This is a genomic window from Streptosporangium sp. NPDC049248, from assembly GCF_040678965.1.
Classification (GTDB): domain Bacteria; phylum Actinomycetota; class Actinomycetes; order Streptosporangiales; family Streptosporangiaceae; genus Streptosporangium; species Streptosporangium fukuiense.
Map to the genome: position 1 here is coordinate 1 of NZ_JBFAQY010000064.1, position 12,992 is coordinate 12,992.

Annotated in this window: 13 protein-coding genes; 4 read left to right on the plus strand and 9 right to left on the minus strand. The window is 65.6% G+C overall.

What is annotated here, in order from left to right:
• Positions 1–363: 363 nt before the first annotated feature.
• Positions 364–561 carry a hypothetical protein gene (locus AB0K21_RS44325; RefSeq protein ID WP_343976881.1) on the plus strand — a complete coding sequence of 66 codons (198 nt, stop codon included), beginning with the start codon at positions 364–366 and terminating at the stop codon, positions 559–561.
• A 265-nt stretch (positions 562–826) separates the two neighbouring features.
• Here AB0K21_RS44325 and AB0K21_RS44330 read toward each other — a convergent pair whose 3' ends face one another.
• Positions 827–1,855, minus strand: coding sequence for a hypothetical protein (locus AB0K21_RS44330; RefSeq protein WP_364159163.1), 1,029 nt, complete (start codon positions 1,853–1,855; stop codon positions 827–829).
• A 25-nt stretch (positions 1,856–1,880) separates the two neighbouring features.
• A complete protein-coding gene (locus tag AB0K21_RS44335) occupies positions 1,881–2,753 on the minus strand; it encodes a phosphotransferase (protein WP_364159166.1) in 873 nt (290 codons plus the stop codon).
• Here AB0K21_RS44335 and AB0K21_RS44340 point away from each other — a divergent pair.
• Positions 2,734–4,140: a phospholipase A2 gene (locus AB0K21_RS44340; RefSeq protein ID WP_364159169.1), complete on the plus strand. Its 1,407-nt coding sequence runs from the start codon at positions 2,734–2,736 to the stop codon at positions 4,138–4,140. The two genes, AB0K21_RS44335 and AB0K21_RS44340, sit on opposite strands and share 20 nt — an antisense overlap.
• 403 nt (positions 4,141–4,543) lie before the next feature.
• Here AB0K21_RS44340 and AB0K21_RS44345 read toward each other — a convergent pair whose 3' ends face one another.
• Positions 4,544–4,675 carry a hypothetical protein gene (locus AB0K21_RS44345; protein WP_364159196.1) on the minus strand — a complete coding sequence of 44 codons (132 nt, stop codon included), beginning with the start codon at positions 4,673–4,675 and terminating at the stop codon, positions 4,544–4,546.
• Positions 4,676–4,922: 247 nt separating this feature from the next.
• Here AB0K21_RS44345 and AB0K21_RS44350 point away from each other — a divergent pair, with 247 nt between their 5' ends.
• A complete protein-coding gene (locus tag AB0K21_RS44350) occupies positions 4,923–5,372 on the plus strand; it encodes a hypothetical protein (RefSeq protein ID WP_364159172.1) in 450 nt (149 codons plus the stop codon).
• 585 nt (positions 5,373–5,957) lie between these two features.
• Here the strand turns inward: AB0K21_RS44350 and AB0K21_RS44355 are convergent.
• The 5 genes from AB0K21_RS44355 to AB0K21_RS44375 all read right to left on the minus strand — a co-directional run bounded on the left by AB0K21_RS44355 (position 5,958) and on the right by AB0K21_RS44375 (position 10,038).
• On the minus strand, positions 5,958–6,578 hold the full coding sequence (locus AB0K21_RS44355) for a recombinase family protein (protein ID WP_364159175.1): 621 nt from the start codon (positions 6,576–6,578) through the stop codon (positions 5,958–5,960).
• Positions 6,579–6,896: 318 nt separating this feature from the next.
• Complete coding sequence (locus tag AB0K21_RS44360) at positions 6,897–7,376, minus strand: hypothetical protein (protein WP_364159178.1); 480 nt, start codon at positions 7,374–7,376, stop codon at positions 6,897–6,899.
• Between the two features lie 381 nt (positions 7,377–7,757).
• Entirely contained in the window at positions 7,758–8,912 is a 1,155-nt protein-coding gene (locus AB0K21_RS44365; protein ID WP_364159181.1) for a hypothetical protein, read from the minus strand.
• Between the two features lie 17 nt (positions 8,913–8,929).
• Positions 8,930–9,553 (minus strand): hypothetical protein, encoded by a 624-nt coding sequence (locus AB0K21_RS44370; RefSeq protein WP_364159184.1) that lies wholly within the window; start codon positions 9,551–9,553, stop codon positions 8,930–8,932.
• Positions 9,550–10,038 carry an RNA polymerase sigma factor gene (locus tag AB0K21_RS44375; protein WP_364159187.1) on the minus strand — a complete coding sequence of 163 codons (489 nt, stop codon included), beginning with the start codon at positions 10,036–10,038 and terminating at the stop codon, positions 9,550–9,552. The genes AB0K21_RS44370 and AB0K21_RS44375 overlap by 4 nt, the downstream gene beginning before the upstream one ends.
• Positions 10,039–10,711: 673 nt before the next feature.
• Between AB0K21_RS44375 and AB0K21_RS44380 the strand changes: the two genes are divergently transcribed.
• The gene (locus tag AB0K21_RS44380; RefSeq protein WP_364159190.1) at positions 10,712–11,179 is read left to right on the plus strand and encodes a hypothetical protein; all 468 of its coding nucleotides are present in this window, start codon (positions 10,712–10,714) and stop codon (positions 11,177–11,179) included.
• Between the two features lie 76 nt (positions 11,180–11,255).
• Here the strand turns inward: AB0K21_RS44380 and AB0K21_RS44385 are convergent.
• Positions 11,256–12,992: relaxase domain-containing protein (locus AB0K21_RS44385; RefSeq protein WP_364159193.1), on the minus strand; the 1,737-nt coding region annotated here is incomplete at its 5' end.

Genomic DNA, 12,992 nt, shown 5'->3' on the forward strand with positions numbered 1-12,992 from the left:
CACTCGGACCGGCCGTCCTCAGCCGAATAGCCGCGTCGGAGTCACCAGGTGGCACATCGCTCGCATGATCAACAGCGACGGCGAGGTTCAGCAACACCCTCTGAGCGGCTTACGCGAAGACGCGCTCGACGATGGCGGAAACCCAAGGGGTGACATCCCGACGAGATCACCGCCGCGACGCGCACTCCCCTGGCGGGCCGGACGGTCGTGACACCCCTTGGGGTTAGGTTCGTCCGGGTGGGATGGCGCCCTTTTTCCCTTCTGACCTGCTGAAACAGGGGAGACTGACACTAACGCGGCAGATCTCCATGATGTAGGCCAGCGCGGGGTCACCAGGCCTCGCCCAACGCCTTGGGGGATCACATGCCTCTCATCAGTGTTCGAGCCGCTGTTGTCTTTGGCGCCGCGTTCGTCTTGGCGGTCACCGCCGCGGCGCTCGTGGTGGCGGACGGCAGTTCCTGGCCGAAGGCGCTGGGTGTTGCTGGGGCCACCTTCGGCATTGTGCTCGCCGCCGCCAACAACGTCATCGCATCGCCGGATGACCAGCAGCACCCGCGCTGACTCCGCCTGCTGGCCTAGAAGGGCAGGCCACGCCAACGGAGTCGGGGTCGGGGTCGGCTACGCGAAGACGTGCTCGGCGCCGGCGGCCTGCTCGGTGGCACCAGCGCGCTGTGGCGGTGGTCGCCGGGGAGGTGTGGCCCATGAGTGCCTGGGCCTGGGTGGGGTCGGCACCGCCCAGGTCCAGGCGGTGGCGTAGGTGTGGCGCAGCCGGTGCGGGCGGCCCGCTCCCCCCGGTCCTGCTCGGTCGCGGACAGGGCGGCGGCGCCTACCCGGTGAGGGTGGCCAGGTAGGACTCGGTCACGCTCCATGGGGTGAGTTCGATGCCGAAGCCGCTGCGGTGGGCGTCTTGGGTGTCGTCTTGGGTGTGGACGAGTTTGCCCGACAGGTGCACGATGTCGCCGGTTCGGAACGCGCCGGTGTAGGCGCCCAGGTAGGACCGCATGTGGGTGATCTTGCGGGCGAAGGAGTCGGGCTCGTCCACGGTGGAGGACAGGATCGTCTTGACCTTGATCCCGTACAGGGCGGGGGTGACCAGCCCTTCGCGGTGGTCGGTGATCTTCGCCAGCAGGGCCATGTGGCCGATCTCTTTGGGCGTGGTGCGGGCGAAGGTCTGGTCGCAGTCACAGCGGATCGGCTCGCAGTTGATGTGCGCGCCGGTGTGGGCGGTGAGTCCTTGGAACTTGCGTCGTTCCTGCTTGATGAGGGTGTCGAAGGCGCTGCCGGTCATGTATTTGGCCCGGCGCAGATACAGCTGCATGAGGGTGTCGCCGGCGTAGGGCCGGATCAGGTCGCCCGCGCCGAACAACTCTCGGGCTGCGGCGTAGCCGTCGGGGCCGTAGCAGACCAGATCGATGTCGGAGCGGTCGGTGAAGCAGCCGACCAGGAAGGAGCCGGTGATACCGAACAGCTCGCGAGCCCCCAGGGAGACGATCCGGTCGATGATGGCCAGCAGGTCCGCGCCCGCGCGAGCATTCCGCACCAGGTGGGGGTTGGCGTGGATGGTGCTCAGCGTGGCCCGGCAGGAGTGGTGCAGGGCCACCTGTCCTCGGGGCAGGCCGGTGATGACGCAGCCCAGCACGTCGGAGTAGACGTAGCATTCGGGCCGCTCGGCCAAGATGCCGAAGGATTTCGACACCACGCTGTTTTGCCGGTAGGTGCGGCCCAGCAGCTGCCGGTCGCCGTGGGGGTCGGGGTGGTACTTGACGTAGCCGAGGTAGTGGCTGCCCGGGTGGACGTCGCCGATAACTTTGAAGACCACGCCGTGGCGGTCCATCAGGTAGTCGCGGTCGCGCACCAGCGGCAGCGGGCTGGCGAGCGGGTTATCGAGTTCCGGCGGCGGTGCCGGCAGTGAACTCGGCCAGGGTGGGGAAGGCGGCGGTGTCGATCGTGGTGCAGTCCTCATAGTGCTCCAGTCCCATCTGGAAAAGGGCGCGGCGGTAGTGCCATTTGAGGTGCTTGTCACGGCGCTGCGGGTCGGCGGGCCGCATCAGGGCCAGGAAGAACAGGCATTTGACCAGCAGGAAGTCGGGCAGGTAACCGCTCAGCGGCCGGCCGTACGCCTCCAGGGCGGCTGAGTCCAGGGCGAGCAGGTAGCGCGCTCGTTGCGCCGGGCTGATGCGGTATCCCTTGCCGCCGCCTTTGAAGGCGACGATGTCGAGCATCGGGTAGACGTCGTATCCCAGCGGGGCCGGGCCGTGGTGCTGCCAGTCGATCACCCCGGCGGGGAAGGCGTTGGGCAGCCCGTAGTCCAGGTGGCTGTGGCACATCGGCACGCCGCTCAACCGCTCGGCGGCGCGATCGAGCGCCGCGCGGGTGCGGGGAGTGTCCAGGTCGGGGTTCTCAGCGAAGACGTTGTCGGTGAATCCGGCCTGCCTGATCCACGCCCGTACCTGCTGCGGGCCGCCTGGCAGCGGGGTACGCGCCTGGGCCGCCAGCAGCCGGCCCGAGATGGCGGCCGCGGCGTCGATGACGGCCTCGGCGACCTGGCCGTGGGCATCGGCCCCGGCCAGGGCCGCATCGTGCAAGGAGGTCTCACCGAGGCTGCGTTCGGTGAAGAAGTACCGGCCCGCCTCAACACCGTCGGCGCCGTCGTCGACGATCTGCGGCACGGGGTAGCCGAGACCCGCGGCCCGGCGCTGGAAGGCTGCTTCGGCCTGCACGCTCTGGTCGCCGGTGCGTTTCCTCGAAGTCACCTCCGACGGGGTCATCACCCCAGGCGAGGGCGACGACCCCGCCGACCCCGGGCCCGCGCCGAAGGATCTGTGGCCTGGACGCCCCGAACCCGAGACCGGCGTATGGATCACCAGCGCCACAGATCTCGACACCGACGGCCTGCTCACCACCCGCAGCCACAGCGCGGGCCAGCGGATCGACCTGACCCACCCCAACGAGAAGGTCCTGGGTCCGAACTGGCGCCTGGAGCCACTCGACGGTGTGCTGGGCAAGCGGCTCAAGGACAACAGCGCCAGCGGCTATATCCAGATCAACGAGACAACCGGCACCTCATCGCTGCGCTTCCTCGCCGACCCCGCCAACCCCGGCACCTTCACCGCGACCGAAGGCGGAACGGTCGTGAAGAACGGCGACGGCACCTTCACCCACACGGCGGACACCGGACTCAGCTACACCTGGTCCAATATCGGATCTGACTACCTGATCACCAAGATGGGTAATGCTGACACCGGCATGACGCTCATTACCTACGACGCTCAAGGCCGAGTCGGGCAGATCACCCAACCCCTCACGCCGCAGGACGACTGCAGCCTGGCCAACGCCACCGGCTGTTCCTCGGCGACTTTCAACTACGCCACCTCCACCACCGCCACAAGCTCCGTGTTCGGGGATGTGACCGGCCAGCTCAAGGCCATCTCCTACGATGCCGCGGGCGACACAGCATCTGTCACGGCGATCACCTACAGGTACGACAACCTCACGCGGCTACGCGAAGTACGCGATGACCGGCAGATCGACGGCGATCCGGTCAAGACCTGGACGTACTCCTACGACAGCGCGGGCAACATCACCCAGCTCGACACGCCGAGCGAGGGCAAGTGGACGCTCACCTACTCCGCTGCCGGCAAGCTTGCCACCGCCACCCAGCCGCCAACGTTGCGCGCCGCCGCCGCCAGTTGCACCTACGCCGCCGACTACATGCTGTACGGCCGGTGCAGTACCAAGGTGGACATCCTGAAGGGCAGCGGCTACGAGTACCGCACGCCGTTCTGGAAGAGCACCCTTACCGGTGGCTCGGTCTACGGCATCACCAACGACGGCTGCTCGGCCCCGCTCATCGGCGATAAGCCCAAGTCGTGGATCAATTTCAAGTCGGCCTGCGACGCGCACGACTACGGCTACGGCCTCATCCGCAACACCACACAACCGCAGAGCAGCACACTTCGCGGATTGCCGCGCTCGAAGCGCCCGAGCGTGGACTCCGCCTTCCATACGATTATGACGAAGCGGATCTGCGCGGCTCTCAAGGGCATCTACGGCGTGCCGGGAACGCGGCGGGAAGTCTGCAACGACTACGCCGACCTCTTCTACCGCGGCGTAAGGGCAAAGGGCGACGGCTTCCTGTAAGCCGCTCGCCGCACCTGGGCGATTGGCGGCTCCGGCCGGGCCTGACCTGGCCGGAGCCGCTGATCGGGGAGGTCAGCTAGTACTCCAGTGACATTTCGCGATCATGCTTGGGTCTGCGCTGGTAGTGGCAGCGTCGAGCGGCGGCTTGATGGCGGCGCCATTGTGACCAGTGCAGGGCCTGGCCTGTAGTGCGGGAGCATGGCCTGCGGGCCAAGTCGATCCGGCGTGCTAGGAGGCTGGTGTTTTTCGCGCGAAGTAATCTTGGTCCCTCCACCAAGCCGTCAAAAACGGTAAGGATCGGGAGCACACACTCCACTTGGAGGCCGAATCTGCCTCCGGAATGGACGCTCTGTGGGTGTGACGCTCCACCATGATCGCTAAGCGGCCGTTTAACACCAGCCACCTAGGCCAGGTTCCAGGAGTTCTTGCGTTCGAGGTCGGACAGCAGGCCACGCACGTACGCGCCGGCTGTACGCCGCGGCTCAATGCGGCCGAAGCGGCCGAAGCGGCCGAAGCAGCCGACGATCCTGCCCATCAGGTCGTTAAGGTGACCATCCAGCCATCAGGGTCTACAGTGTCGGCCACGGCCATCACGCGATCTTCGGATGTCTTCACAAACTCCGAATGATCACGCGGTGGCCGTCTCCATGCCAACCACAACCACCAAGATCGCAAAGCGTCACTGGAGTACTAGCCTGATGACATCAATCTGAACGGGATGCGTCTTGAAAGCACCAAACGGTCACCATCGACCGACAGCTGGATCCTGGCAGACGACCACGGTGATCGCCTATCTCGCGGCCATCACGTACCTTGCCTGGGCGACCATCAACAACCATCTTGGCGATCAGATCTATGGGTACTTCATCATGATCGTCGTCAGCTTTCCCCTATCGATCATCCAGTGGTTCATGGGGGATAGCATCATGGCGGCCATCGCAGGCAGCTCTCACCCAGACGAGTCCGGCTGGAACTATCTGGCCTTTGGGTGGTCGGGAATCGTGGCCGCGCTGGTGCTTGCGGTCTTGCTGATGGTCTCCCGAACCTGGCGCCTCGGACGGATCCTCGGATGGCTGCTGACCATCGAGGTGCTGGCCGGAGGCCTGCTGATCGTCATTGACCAGTGGGCACCGCGTCGGCTCTGGGGACTACCCCTGATCGCTTGCGGAACCGTCATGGCAGTGGCGTTCATCCGTTCCCACCGCACTCTTCTGGACGACAATCATTCGTAGCCCAGCCCGCAGCGGCAGGACATCGAGGTCGGCCAGCAGAGCGCGAGCGTGGGGACCGTCTTTGCCGGTGGCCACGGCGGTTCGCAGACCGCGCTGCAGCACGTCGTGTATCCCGTCGTAGAGCTGGATGTGGTGCGCCAGCCGGTAGTTCTCCCTGATGTAGGGCTCCTGCATGGCCGGTGACAGTCTGAGGTGCTCCAGAGATTCCGGACAGCAGGCGGTGAGGCAGGCCGCACCAGGTGTCGAAACTCCTGACGATCGCTTCCCACAGGAGCCAGACGTCCTCAATACGGCGGTCTTCGGCGACCAGCAGGGCCGCGATCTCGATGCTGTGACTGGACCCCCAGCCGTGTCCATGCCAACGCGTTTCCTTAACCAGTAAGAACTGTGCGAAATCCGCAGGTACGGGGCCCGGAATACGGATCAGGGCTTCCAGTACCTGACGCCGGCCCTTCCACCACAAGTCGGTGGGCAGGCCGTTCTTATCGTCATGGCCTTCGAATTCCAGCAGCTCCCACCGTTCGGGATCCTCGCTCCACCATGTCAGGTCAGACAGAGCGGCGGAGGCATCTGGTTCCTGATCGCTCACGCCAGTGCTCCGGTCCCCTGGACGGCATCGGCGAGGTAGCGATGCAGGGAGGTCTTGGGGATACCGGTCTTGGCCGCGATCTGACCGAGCGATTCGCCTTGGGCCTTCAGTAGCCGGGCGTACTCGATCTTCTCGGCGGGATGGGCGACGGGCCGGCCGACGTGGCGGCCGGCGGCCTCGGCGACAGCACGGGCGTGAGCGGCGCGCTCAGCGGTGAAGGTGCGCTCCATCTCGGCGAACAGCGCCAGCAGCAGGAAGGCGATGCGGCCCATGCCCTCATCGGTGGTGTTGATCGGCAGCGGGTCGGCCAGCGAGCGCACGCCGATACCGCGCTCGGCCAAGCCGTGCACCAGGTTGAGCACCTCGCGCAGGTTGCGCCCCAGCCGGTCCAGGGTGTGCACCACGATGGTGTCGCCCGCTCGGGCGTAGGCGAGCAGGGTGGTCAGGCCGTCGCGTTCGACGGTGGTGCCAGTCCTCTTGTCGGTGTAGATGCGTTCGGCCGGGATGCCGGTCGCGGCAAGGGCGTCGAGTTGGCGCTCCAGGCTCTGTTTGGTGGTCGAGACGCGGGCGTAGCCGAGTTCGAGTCCGCGCGAAGGATGATCGGAAGCCGATGCCATCGGCCAACCATACCGGAACTCGTCTCCGTACCGTGGTTGTGGAACAGTCTTTGTGGAACGACTTCCGGAACGGTTCGGGGGTGGTTTTCAAGGCTCGGAGGATGGCGCAAGCAAGGTGTTCCACTTCCACGGTTGTGGAACAGCGAGCAAGCGATCACCGGGACGGCGATTCTGGCGGTATGCCTCATGACTCCCCGGATAACGCAACTTATCCGGGGAGTAGAGAATCATGGGCGAAACCCGAACCTGATCATCGACTGTCTGGGGCAGTGTGGCGGTGCCATCGGAGCGCAGGATGGCGGCAATGCGTCGCACGAGCTATGCCGTCACCAAGCTCACCGGTGCGCCGAACACGTCATCGAAGCGATGGGCCAGATGGCTGTTGACCAGGTAGTAGGAGCCATCCGGGCTGCGGAAGCCGATGGAACCGTAGTGCATGACCTCTGCGGGCGTGAGGACGCCCATCTGGCCGAAGACGTAATACAGGGGGATAGGGGCGTGGGTGCCCAGGAAGTGCAGTCCAGCGATGAGGCATTTACGGGAGATGGCGTAGCGGCTGGTGTGGAGGCTGGACATCCGGGTTTTGGCATCGATGGTGATCACATCGGCGCCACGGGCGGCGATCAGATCGGGGAATTGGCGCAGTTGGGAGTCGGTGCGGCTCAACGCCTGCTGGATGGCGGGCGGGTAGGTGCCTTGGCCGCAGAAATGAACTGTCCAGCCGCGATCTTCCAGCTCTCGTGCGACCCGATGCTCGTGCTGGTCCCCGACTTCCTTGCGCGCGTGCCAGTCGGCCACGGCTTTCCTTTCGCTTAACGGAATGTGCACTACCGAATCAGGGTGTGTCGTACTACGGGATTAATGGCTGGTGCCCAAGCCGAGACCAGCCGATTGGGCAGGCCACGCGCAGGCAGAGCGAGCTCCTCCGTCCGGGCGGCGAGGAACCTCGGCACGATGAGCAGTAGCCAGTGCTGATCTATCTGGTGAAGGTGACGACAACTTCGAGGGCCAGCGCTATGCCGGTTCCTTCGGCGATAAGCCGTAAAGACCAGGCGGTGACTCGGACTCGGCTTCGGTATGAGCAGCTCGCTCGTGGTGGGTGAGCCAGCTGCTGGCCGGGGAAGGGGAGGGCTTGCAGTTTTTCAGGCGTGCGAGTTTTACCGGGTCTCTTTCACGGTTCTATGCAAGGGGCGGCCTACGCGGCGTTTCGCTGACCAAGACGGTCGCGGCGTAGGAGGAGCGCACCACCTGGCGAGCTCGCTCCACGACGTCCTGGGGCTTGTCGTGGAGAAACTCGGGGCCTGCGGGGAAGTCCTGATGGCCGGTGATGACCAAGATCCGGCCGTGAGCGTGGGCATCCTTACGCCAGGCGGTGTACCCGGGATCAGTAGCGCCCGCAGAAACCCGGTAGCCGCCGACGAAGTTCAGGCCTTCATCTAGATGCGGCTGAAACAGATCAACGTCGGTGGGGGTCACATCGGCCGCCAAGCCGAGGGCAGTAGGAACGTCAGCGAACCGTTCCGGGGTCTGCACGAACCCGAATGTCTCAGGCCCGCCCAAGTGGGTGAAGTTGAACTGGGGCATGTAAGCCAGTGGCAGCGGCTGACCGAAGATCCCTGCCGGCAGCAGCACCCAACTCATGGTCTCCTTCGGCACCGCAGGATGCCATTTGACGCTGGCCGCAGCGCAAAGACCTTCGCTGCGGCCCTGCCGGAACTCAGCGATCCGCTGCTGCAGCGTGTAGCTTTGGGCGCTCTTGCCTGGAGGAACCCGGATACCGAGGCGGGGACCGAATAAGACGGTGACCCAGCCATAACTGGTGGCCTCCGACACCCACGCCGGATCCAGGTCGAGTGTCCCTTCCGCCCATACGCCGCCGAAGGTGTCGCGCAACATCAGGCCGGTGGCGGTCCGGTACAGGCCCCAACCCTCGGCGGGCATGCTGGCCATGACTCCAAGGGGTACTCGGTGAAACCCACCGCTGATGATTCCTTCGGTACGAGCCTCGTGAACGGTGCCAGTTCGCGTGTCCTTCACCATCATGGCCTTGACGGGTTCGAAGAGCACGACGGGGCTGGGGTTGATGGCTTTGCCGTCGGTGACCACGCTGCCGTCGGCTTGGATGCCGATAACCGTGGCTTGGGGACCGCCGAGCATCGGATCGTCCATGAAAATGGCCCGGCACGGCATCTGGGTCTCTTCGAATATGTCGGCGGCCAGGGTCACTGCGGCCTGGGTGCCACCGCGGACGGCGTTTGGCGGTACATCCGTCCATGCCCCGCCACGGCCGCTGTGCTGCCGGCGTCGTTTCCGGTTGCGCTCTGCCTTGCCCACTGGAGGATCCTTCCTGCTCAATGCGGGGTCGGGGTGAGGGAGGCGGGCTCGTCAGCCTCGTTGAACAGCCGCATGACCTTGTCGTCGAGGATCTCCATCTGATGGCTGAGATCGGTGTTGATCTCCCTGAGCTCGCCGATACGCTCATGTAGGGCCTGTTCCAGCGAAAGACCGTGGTGGAGCCGCAGCGCACGGTCTGCCTCTCGGAGGTCGTGATTAACCGTGCTGATCAGGCCGAATGCCTGCGGGGCGGTAAGCCGACGGCCAGCTAGACCGAGGCGCAGCTGCATCAGATACTGGCGGGCCATCCTCAAGTAGCTGCTGTGCAGGACAGGCCCCTCGCCGATCTTGCTTACAGCCGCGAGCAGGGCATCGATCATTTCGATGTGAGCGCAGACATCCTCGACCGCGTCGAGCTCAGCAGTGTTGTGTTGGTCATCAAGCTCAAGGCCAACGGGGTCGCTCAATGCGGCGGTCGTGGACGGGGGCGGAGTCCCTCCAGCGCGGGCATAGACGTCGGCCAAGCCGGCGTCAAAGTCCCAACCGGCGTTGAGTTCAGCGATCTGGGTCGCGTGTGCCTGGCGCAGCAGCGCCTCGAACTCATCGTCAGCGAAGCGGAAGTTAGTGCTTCGGCTTGTCATCCTGCGTCCCTCTGCTGGCCGAAGTGGTAGTCCTCGAGTGCCTGCCTGGCCCTGCTGAAGTTCTTGCGGACAGCTGTCACCGGGATGCGCAACATCTTGGCGATCTCAGCGTAGGAGTAGCCGTCGATGTACCAGGCCATCACTTGACGCTGTTTCAGGGGCAGGGTGGCCAGCATTGAGATCACCCACCGAGCGCCCTCGTCGGCCTCCACGAAGTCCAGCAGTGTTGACCTACCCGCTGGTTCCGGGGCTTCCTCGACGAACTCAACGACCGCAGCGACACGCGGAGCCGACCGGTAGTACTCGCGAAGCGCGGCCGTCCGCAGATAGGCGCGGGGCTCGCGAATGGTTTCCCATCGTGGTGGAAGCACTGCGGCGAAGGCGGCTTGGACCGCGTCGCTCGCTTCTTGAAGGTTGGCTCCGTGGGATATGACAAATCCGACTAACGCTGAGCGCTCTTCTCGATAAAAGTCCGCGAAGTCCACGCTCTCCACTATCGGACCCGGCTCGCCCTTGGAGAAGACGGACACATGAGTTGGAAGTGGCGTAACCGCAGCTGACCGGCTATCAGTCAACGCCCGCCTCCATGATCACGCCTCGTAGGGCCATGAACACCTGGATCACTACGTTCTTTCCTCTCAGCCCGCCCAGCTGGACGTCGGCTGGTAGAGACGAGAAGACCGCTAAATGTGACATTCAGCAGGTCAGCGGTCCAGCTTGGCGATCAGGTCTTGGCCGCCGAGTACCTCACCGCCGTTATGTCAGCTCCGTTGGTGGCTTGGCCAAGCGCATGCACAAGGCTGATAGCAGCACCTGCGAGCGGCGCCTACGCAGATGCTCGTCGTCGCCGCCGCGGTGGCTAACCTCGACTCCACTCCAGCCGCCCGCGGACGCGCTGCCTCTCACTCCCTGGGGTAAGCGTCAAGCTGGAGACGGCGCTCATCGAGCAGGCGTACCGAACACTTCCGGGCCGCCGCTGTCTCCTCGGGCGGGCCCAGCTGCCTGCCGTGCGCCGAGGGTCTTGAAGAAGAACTAAAGAACCTCCGCCTGCCAGACGTTTCCGGAGAATATGCGTCAATTGCTCTCCGTGAAATTCGCGGTCACATCAGCAGTGTTCGCAACATCGTCGTAAAATACCGACGCGTTCTCACTGCCGTCGTGAATGTGCTCCACACGTTCGTTTCAAAGCACTTCTATTTGTTGCGCTTCTCGGCCCACCAAGGAGAAATGTTCAATACGGCGAAAGCCGATATTGACACCATCCTTGCTGAAATTCCCGGAGAAGCGCTACGTAAGATTGAATCGGCGTATACCAACATCTCTGCCGGTGACCCTGAATCGATCGCCGGTGCGATGAACAGTGTCCGACGTCTAATCGACGCTGTTGCTGATGCCCTCTTCCCGGCGACGACGTCTACACGTACGGACGGCCAGGGCAACACCATCAAGCTTGGCGATCAGCAGCGCCTCAATCGACTCAAGGCACATATCGATGACCATGTAAATAGCAAGAGTCGGGGCGACCGGCTTAAACGTGCCGTTAGCGACATCTATGCCCGCGTGTCGACTGGAGTCCACAACGATGTTGCAGCCTCCGAGGCCATGTATTTGTTCCTATCGTCCTAACTTCGGGCCGCGACGACCACGCACCTGACCCGCGCGTAGGGGACTCGGGAAACTTCAGGAACTCCGCCGCCGTGGGTCAGAGACTCAACCCCCGGCCGGGGCCCTTGATGGTGGGTGGCCGGTGGGCGGACCCAGGGGCGGCCAGACGTTGGCGTGCTTCGGCTTGTGCGCGGGCCTGCTCGCGCCGGGAGCGGGCCAGGTCCGCCGCGGCCGGATCGCGGCGGGCGTGGTCTTGGCCGCGCCGGACGGTGTCACCGAGCTGGCGGCGGTGGTCTCGCTCGCCGACCAAGGTGGCCAGCAGGTGGGCGGCGCGCTGGTGCTGGCCGGCGAGGGAGTTGGCGGTGGCGCGGAAGCCGAGACGGGCGGCCTCGACGCGCCGCCGGTCGGCGAAGCCCGGCATGACCTGCTCCAGGCGGGCCGCGATCTCCTTCTCCACCACCGTGGTGAAGGAGGTGCGGCCGGTCAGGAGTCGGTGTCGCGCCTGCAGGTCGGCGGTGTTCGCACACGAAGGGGAGGCCTGCCGCGCGGCGTGCAGCGCGGCCTGCTCGGCGCGGGTAGCGGCCTCGGTCCGGCGGGCGGCGCCTGCCAGTTCCTGGGTGGCCTCCTGTAACTGCTCCTGCAGCCGGGTGCGCTCGCCGCTGGGCAGCCAGGAACGCAGGCCGCTGTTCTTCTCGCGTAGTGCCGCCTGCAGCTGGGTAACGCGCTGTTCGGCGCGACGGTGCGTGGCCTGAGCGTCCTGGCGCCGACTGCCGGCGGCGTGGGCCTGGTCCAGGACGTGGGTGAGGCGGTCGCGTTCGTCGACGAGCTCGGCCTGCACCTGGGCGCGAATGGCGGCGACCTGCCCGGCTTGTTCGCGGTCGCGGCGCCGTTCGTCCTCGACCTGCTCGGCTAGCTGCCTCACCCGCGCAGCCGTGGCCTTGATGCGGGCCTGCAGGGCCTCGTCGCTGAGCAGGCCGTGCGGGCGGTCGGGGCGGGTGACCTCGTTCAGCGCCACGCGGGCGGCCACCACCTGGGCCGCCGCGGCTTCGATGGCCTCCAGTTCACGGGCCCGCACCGCGGCGATCGGCTCGGGCTCGGGAGTGAGGAGCCGATCAGCGCGATCACCCTGCAGGGTCGCGGCGTAGGCGTCCAGAGCGCGGTGCAGCTCCTCAGCCGGGTTGCGCGGCTCGCCGTGCTGGGCGCGGTCTGCGTCGGACTCCAGCACGTTGCGCGGCAGGTACAGGTGGACGCTGATGCGGTCGCGGCTCATCGCCGCGTACAGGGTGTGCGGGTCCAGTCCCATGCCGTAGATGAGGGTGTGCTGGCTGGTCAGGCCTTGGGCGGCGGCCACCGTCATCGCGGTCCCATGGCTCAGGCCGCCGGCGGCGATGTAGGCCGGACTCACTCGTTCGACGACCAGGGCCGGGCCATCGGCGCCGAGTCGGCGCCACTGCACGCTGACCGACCACCTCCCATCCACACCGCGCACCATATTGGCGATCAACACGTGAGCGTGCAGATGGGGATCCGGCGCCTGACCGTCGACCGGGCGCGCGGTTTGGTGCCACATGACCCAGCCCAGCAGGCCGCTGGAGGCGATGCGCTCGGCGAGCTCGTCATCGCCCTGGTGACCACGTTGGCCGTAGGCGACCCACTCCTGCACGGCGGCAATGGTCTCGACGACACTGTCGGCGAACACCGTCTCGACCGCCACACCGACCTCGGGGCCCGACAGAGCGTGCAGCAGGCTGACACTTTTGCTGACGTCCAAGGTGAGGTCGTATCCGCGGTTGCCGACGCGCACCCGCACCTCGCGCCAGCGCCGCACCTCGGC

What these genes read in the sequence shown, in the direction of transcription:
- AB0K21_RS44325 (WP_343976881.1), top strand. Translation starts at nt 364, where the DNA reads ATGCCTCTCATCAGTGTTCGAGCCGCTGTTGTCTTTGGCGCCGCGTTC.
- AB0K21_RS44345 (WP_364159196.1), bottom strand. Translation starts at nt 4,675, where the DNA reads ATGGGCAGGATCGTCGGCTGCTTCGGCCGCTTCGGCCGCTTCGGCCGC.
- AB0K21_RS44355 (WP_364159175.1), bottom strand. Translation starts at nt 6,578, where the DNA reads ATGGCATCGGCTTCCGATCATCCTTCGCGCGGACTCGAACTCGGCTAC.
- AB0K21_RS44370 (WP_364159184.1), bottom strand. Translation starts at nt 9,553, where the DNA reads ATGACAAGCCGAAGCACTAACTTCCGCTTCGCTGACGATGAGTTCGAG.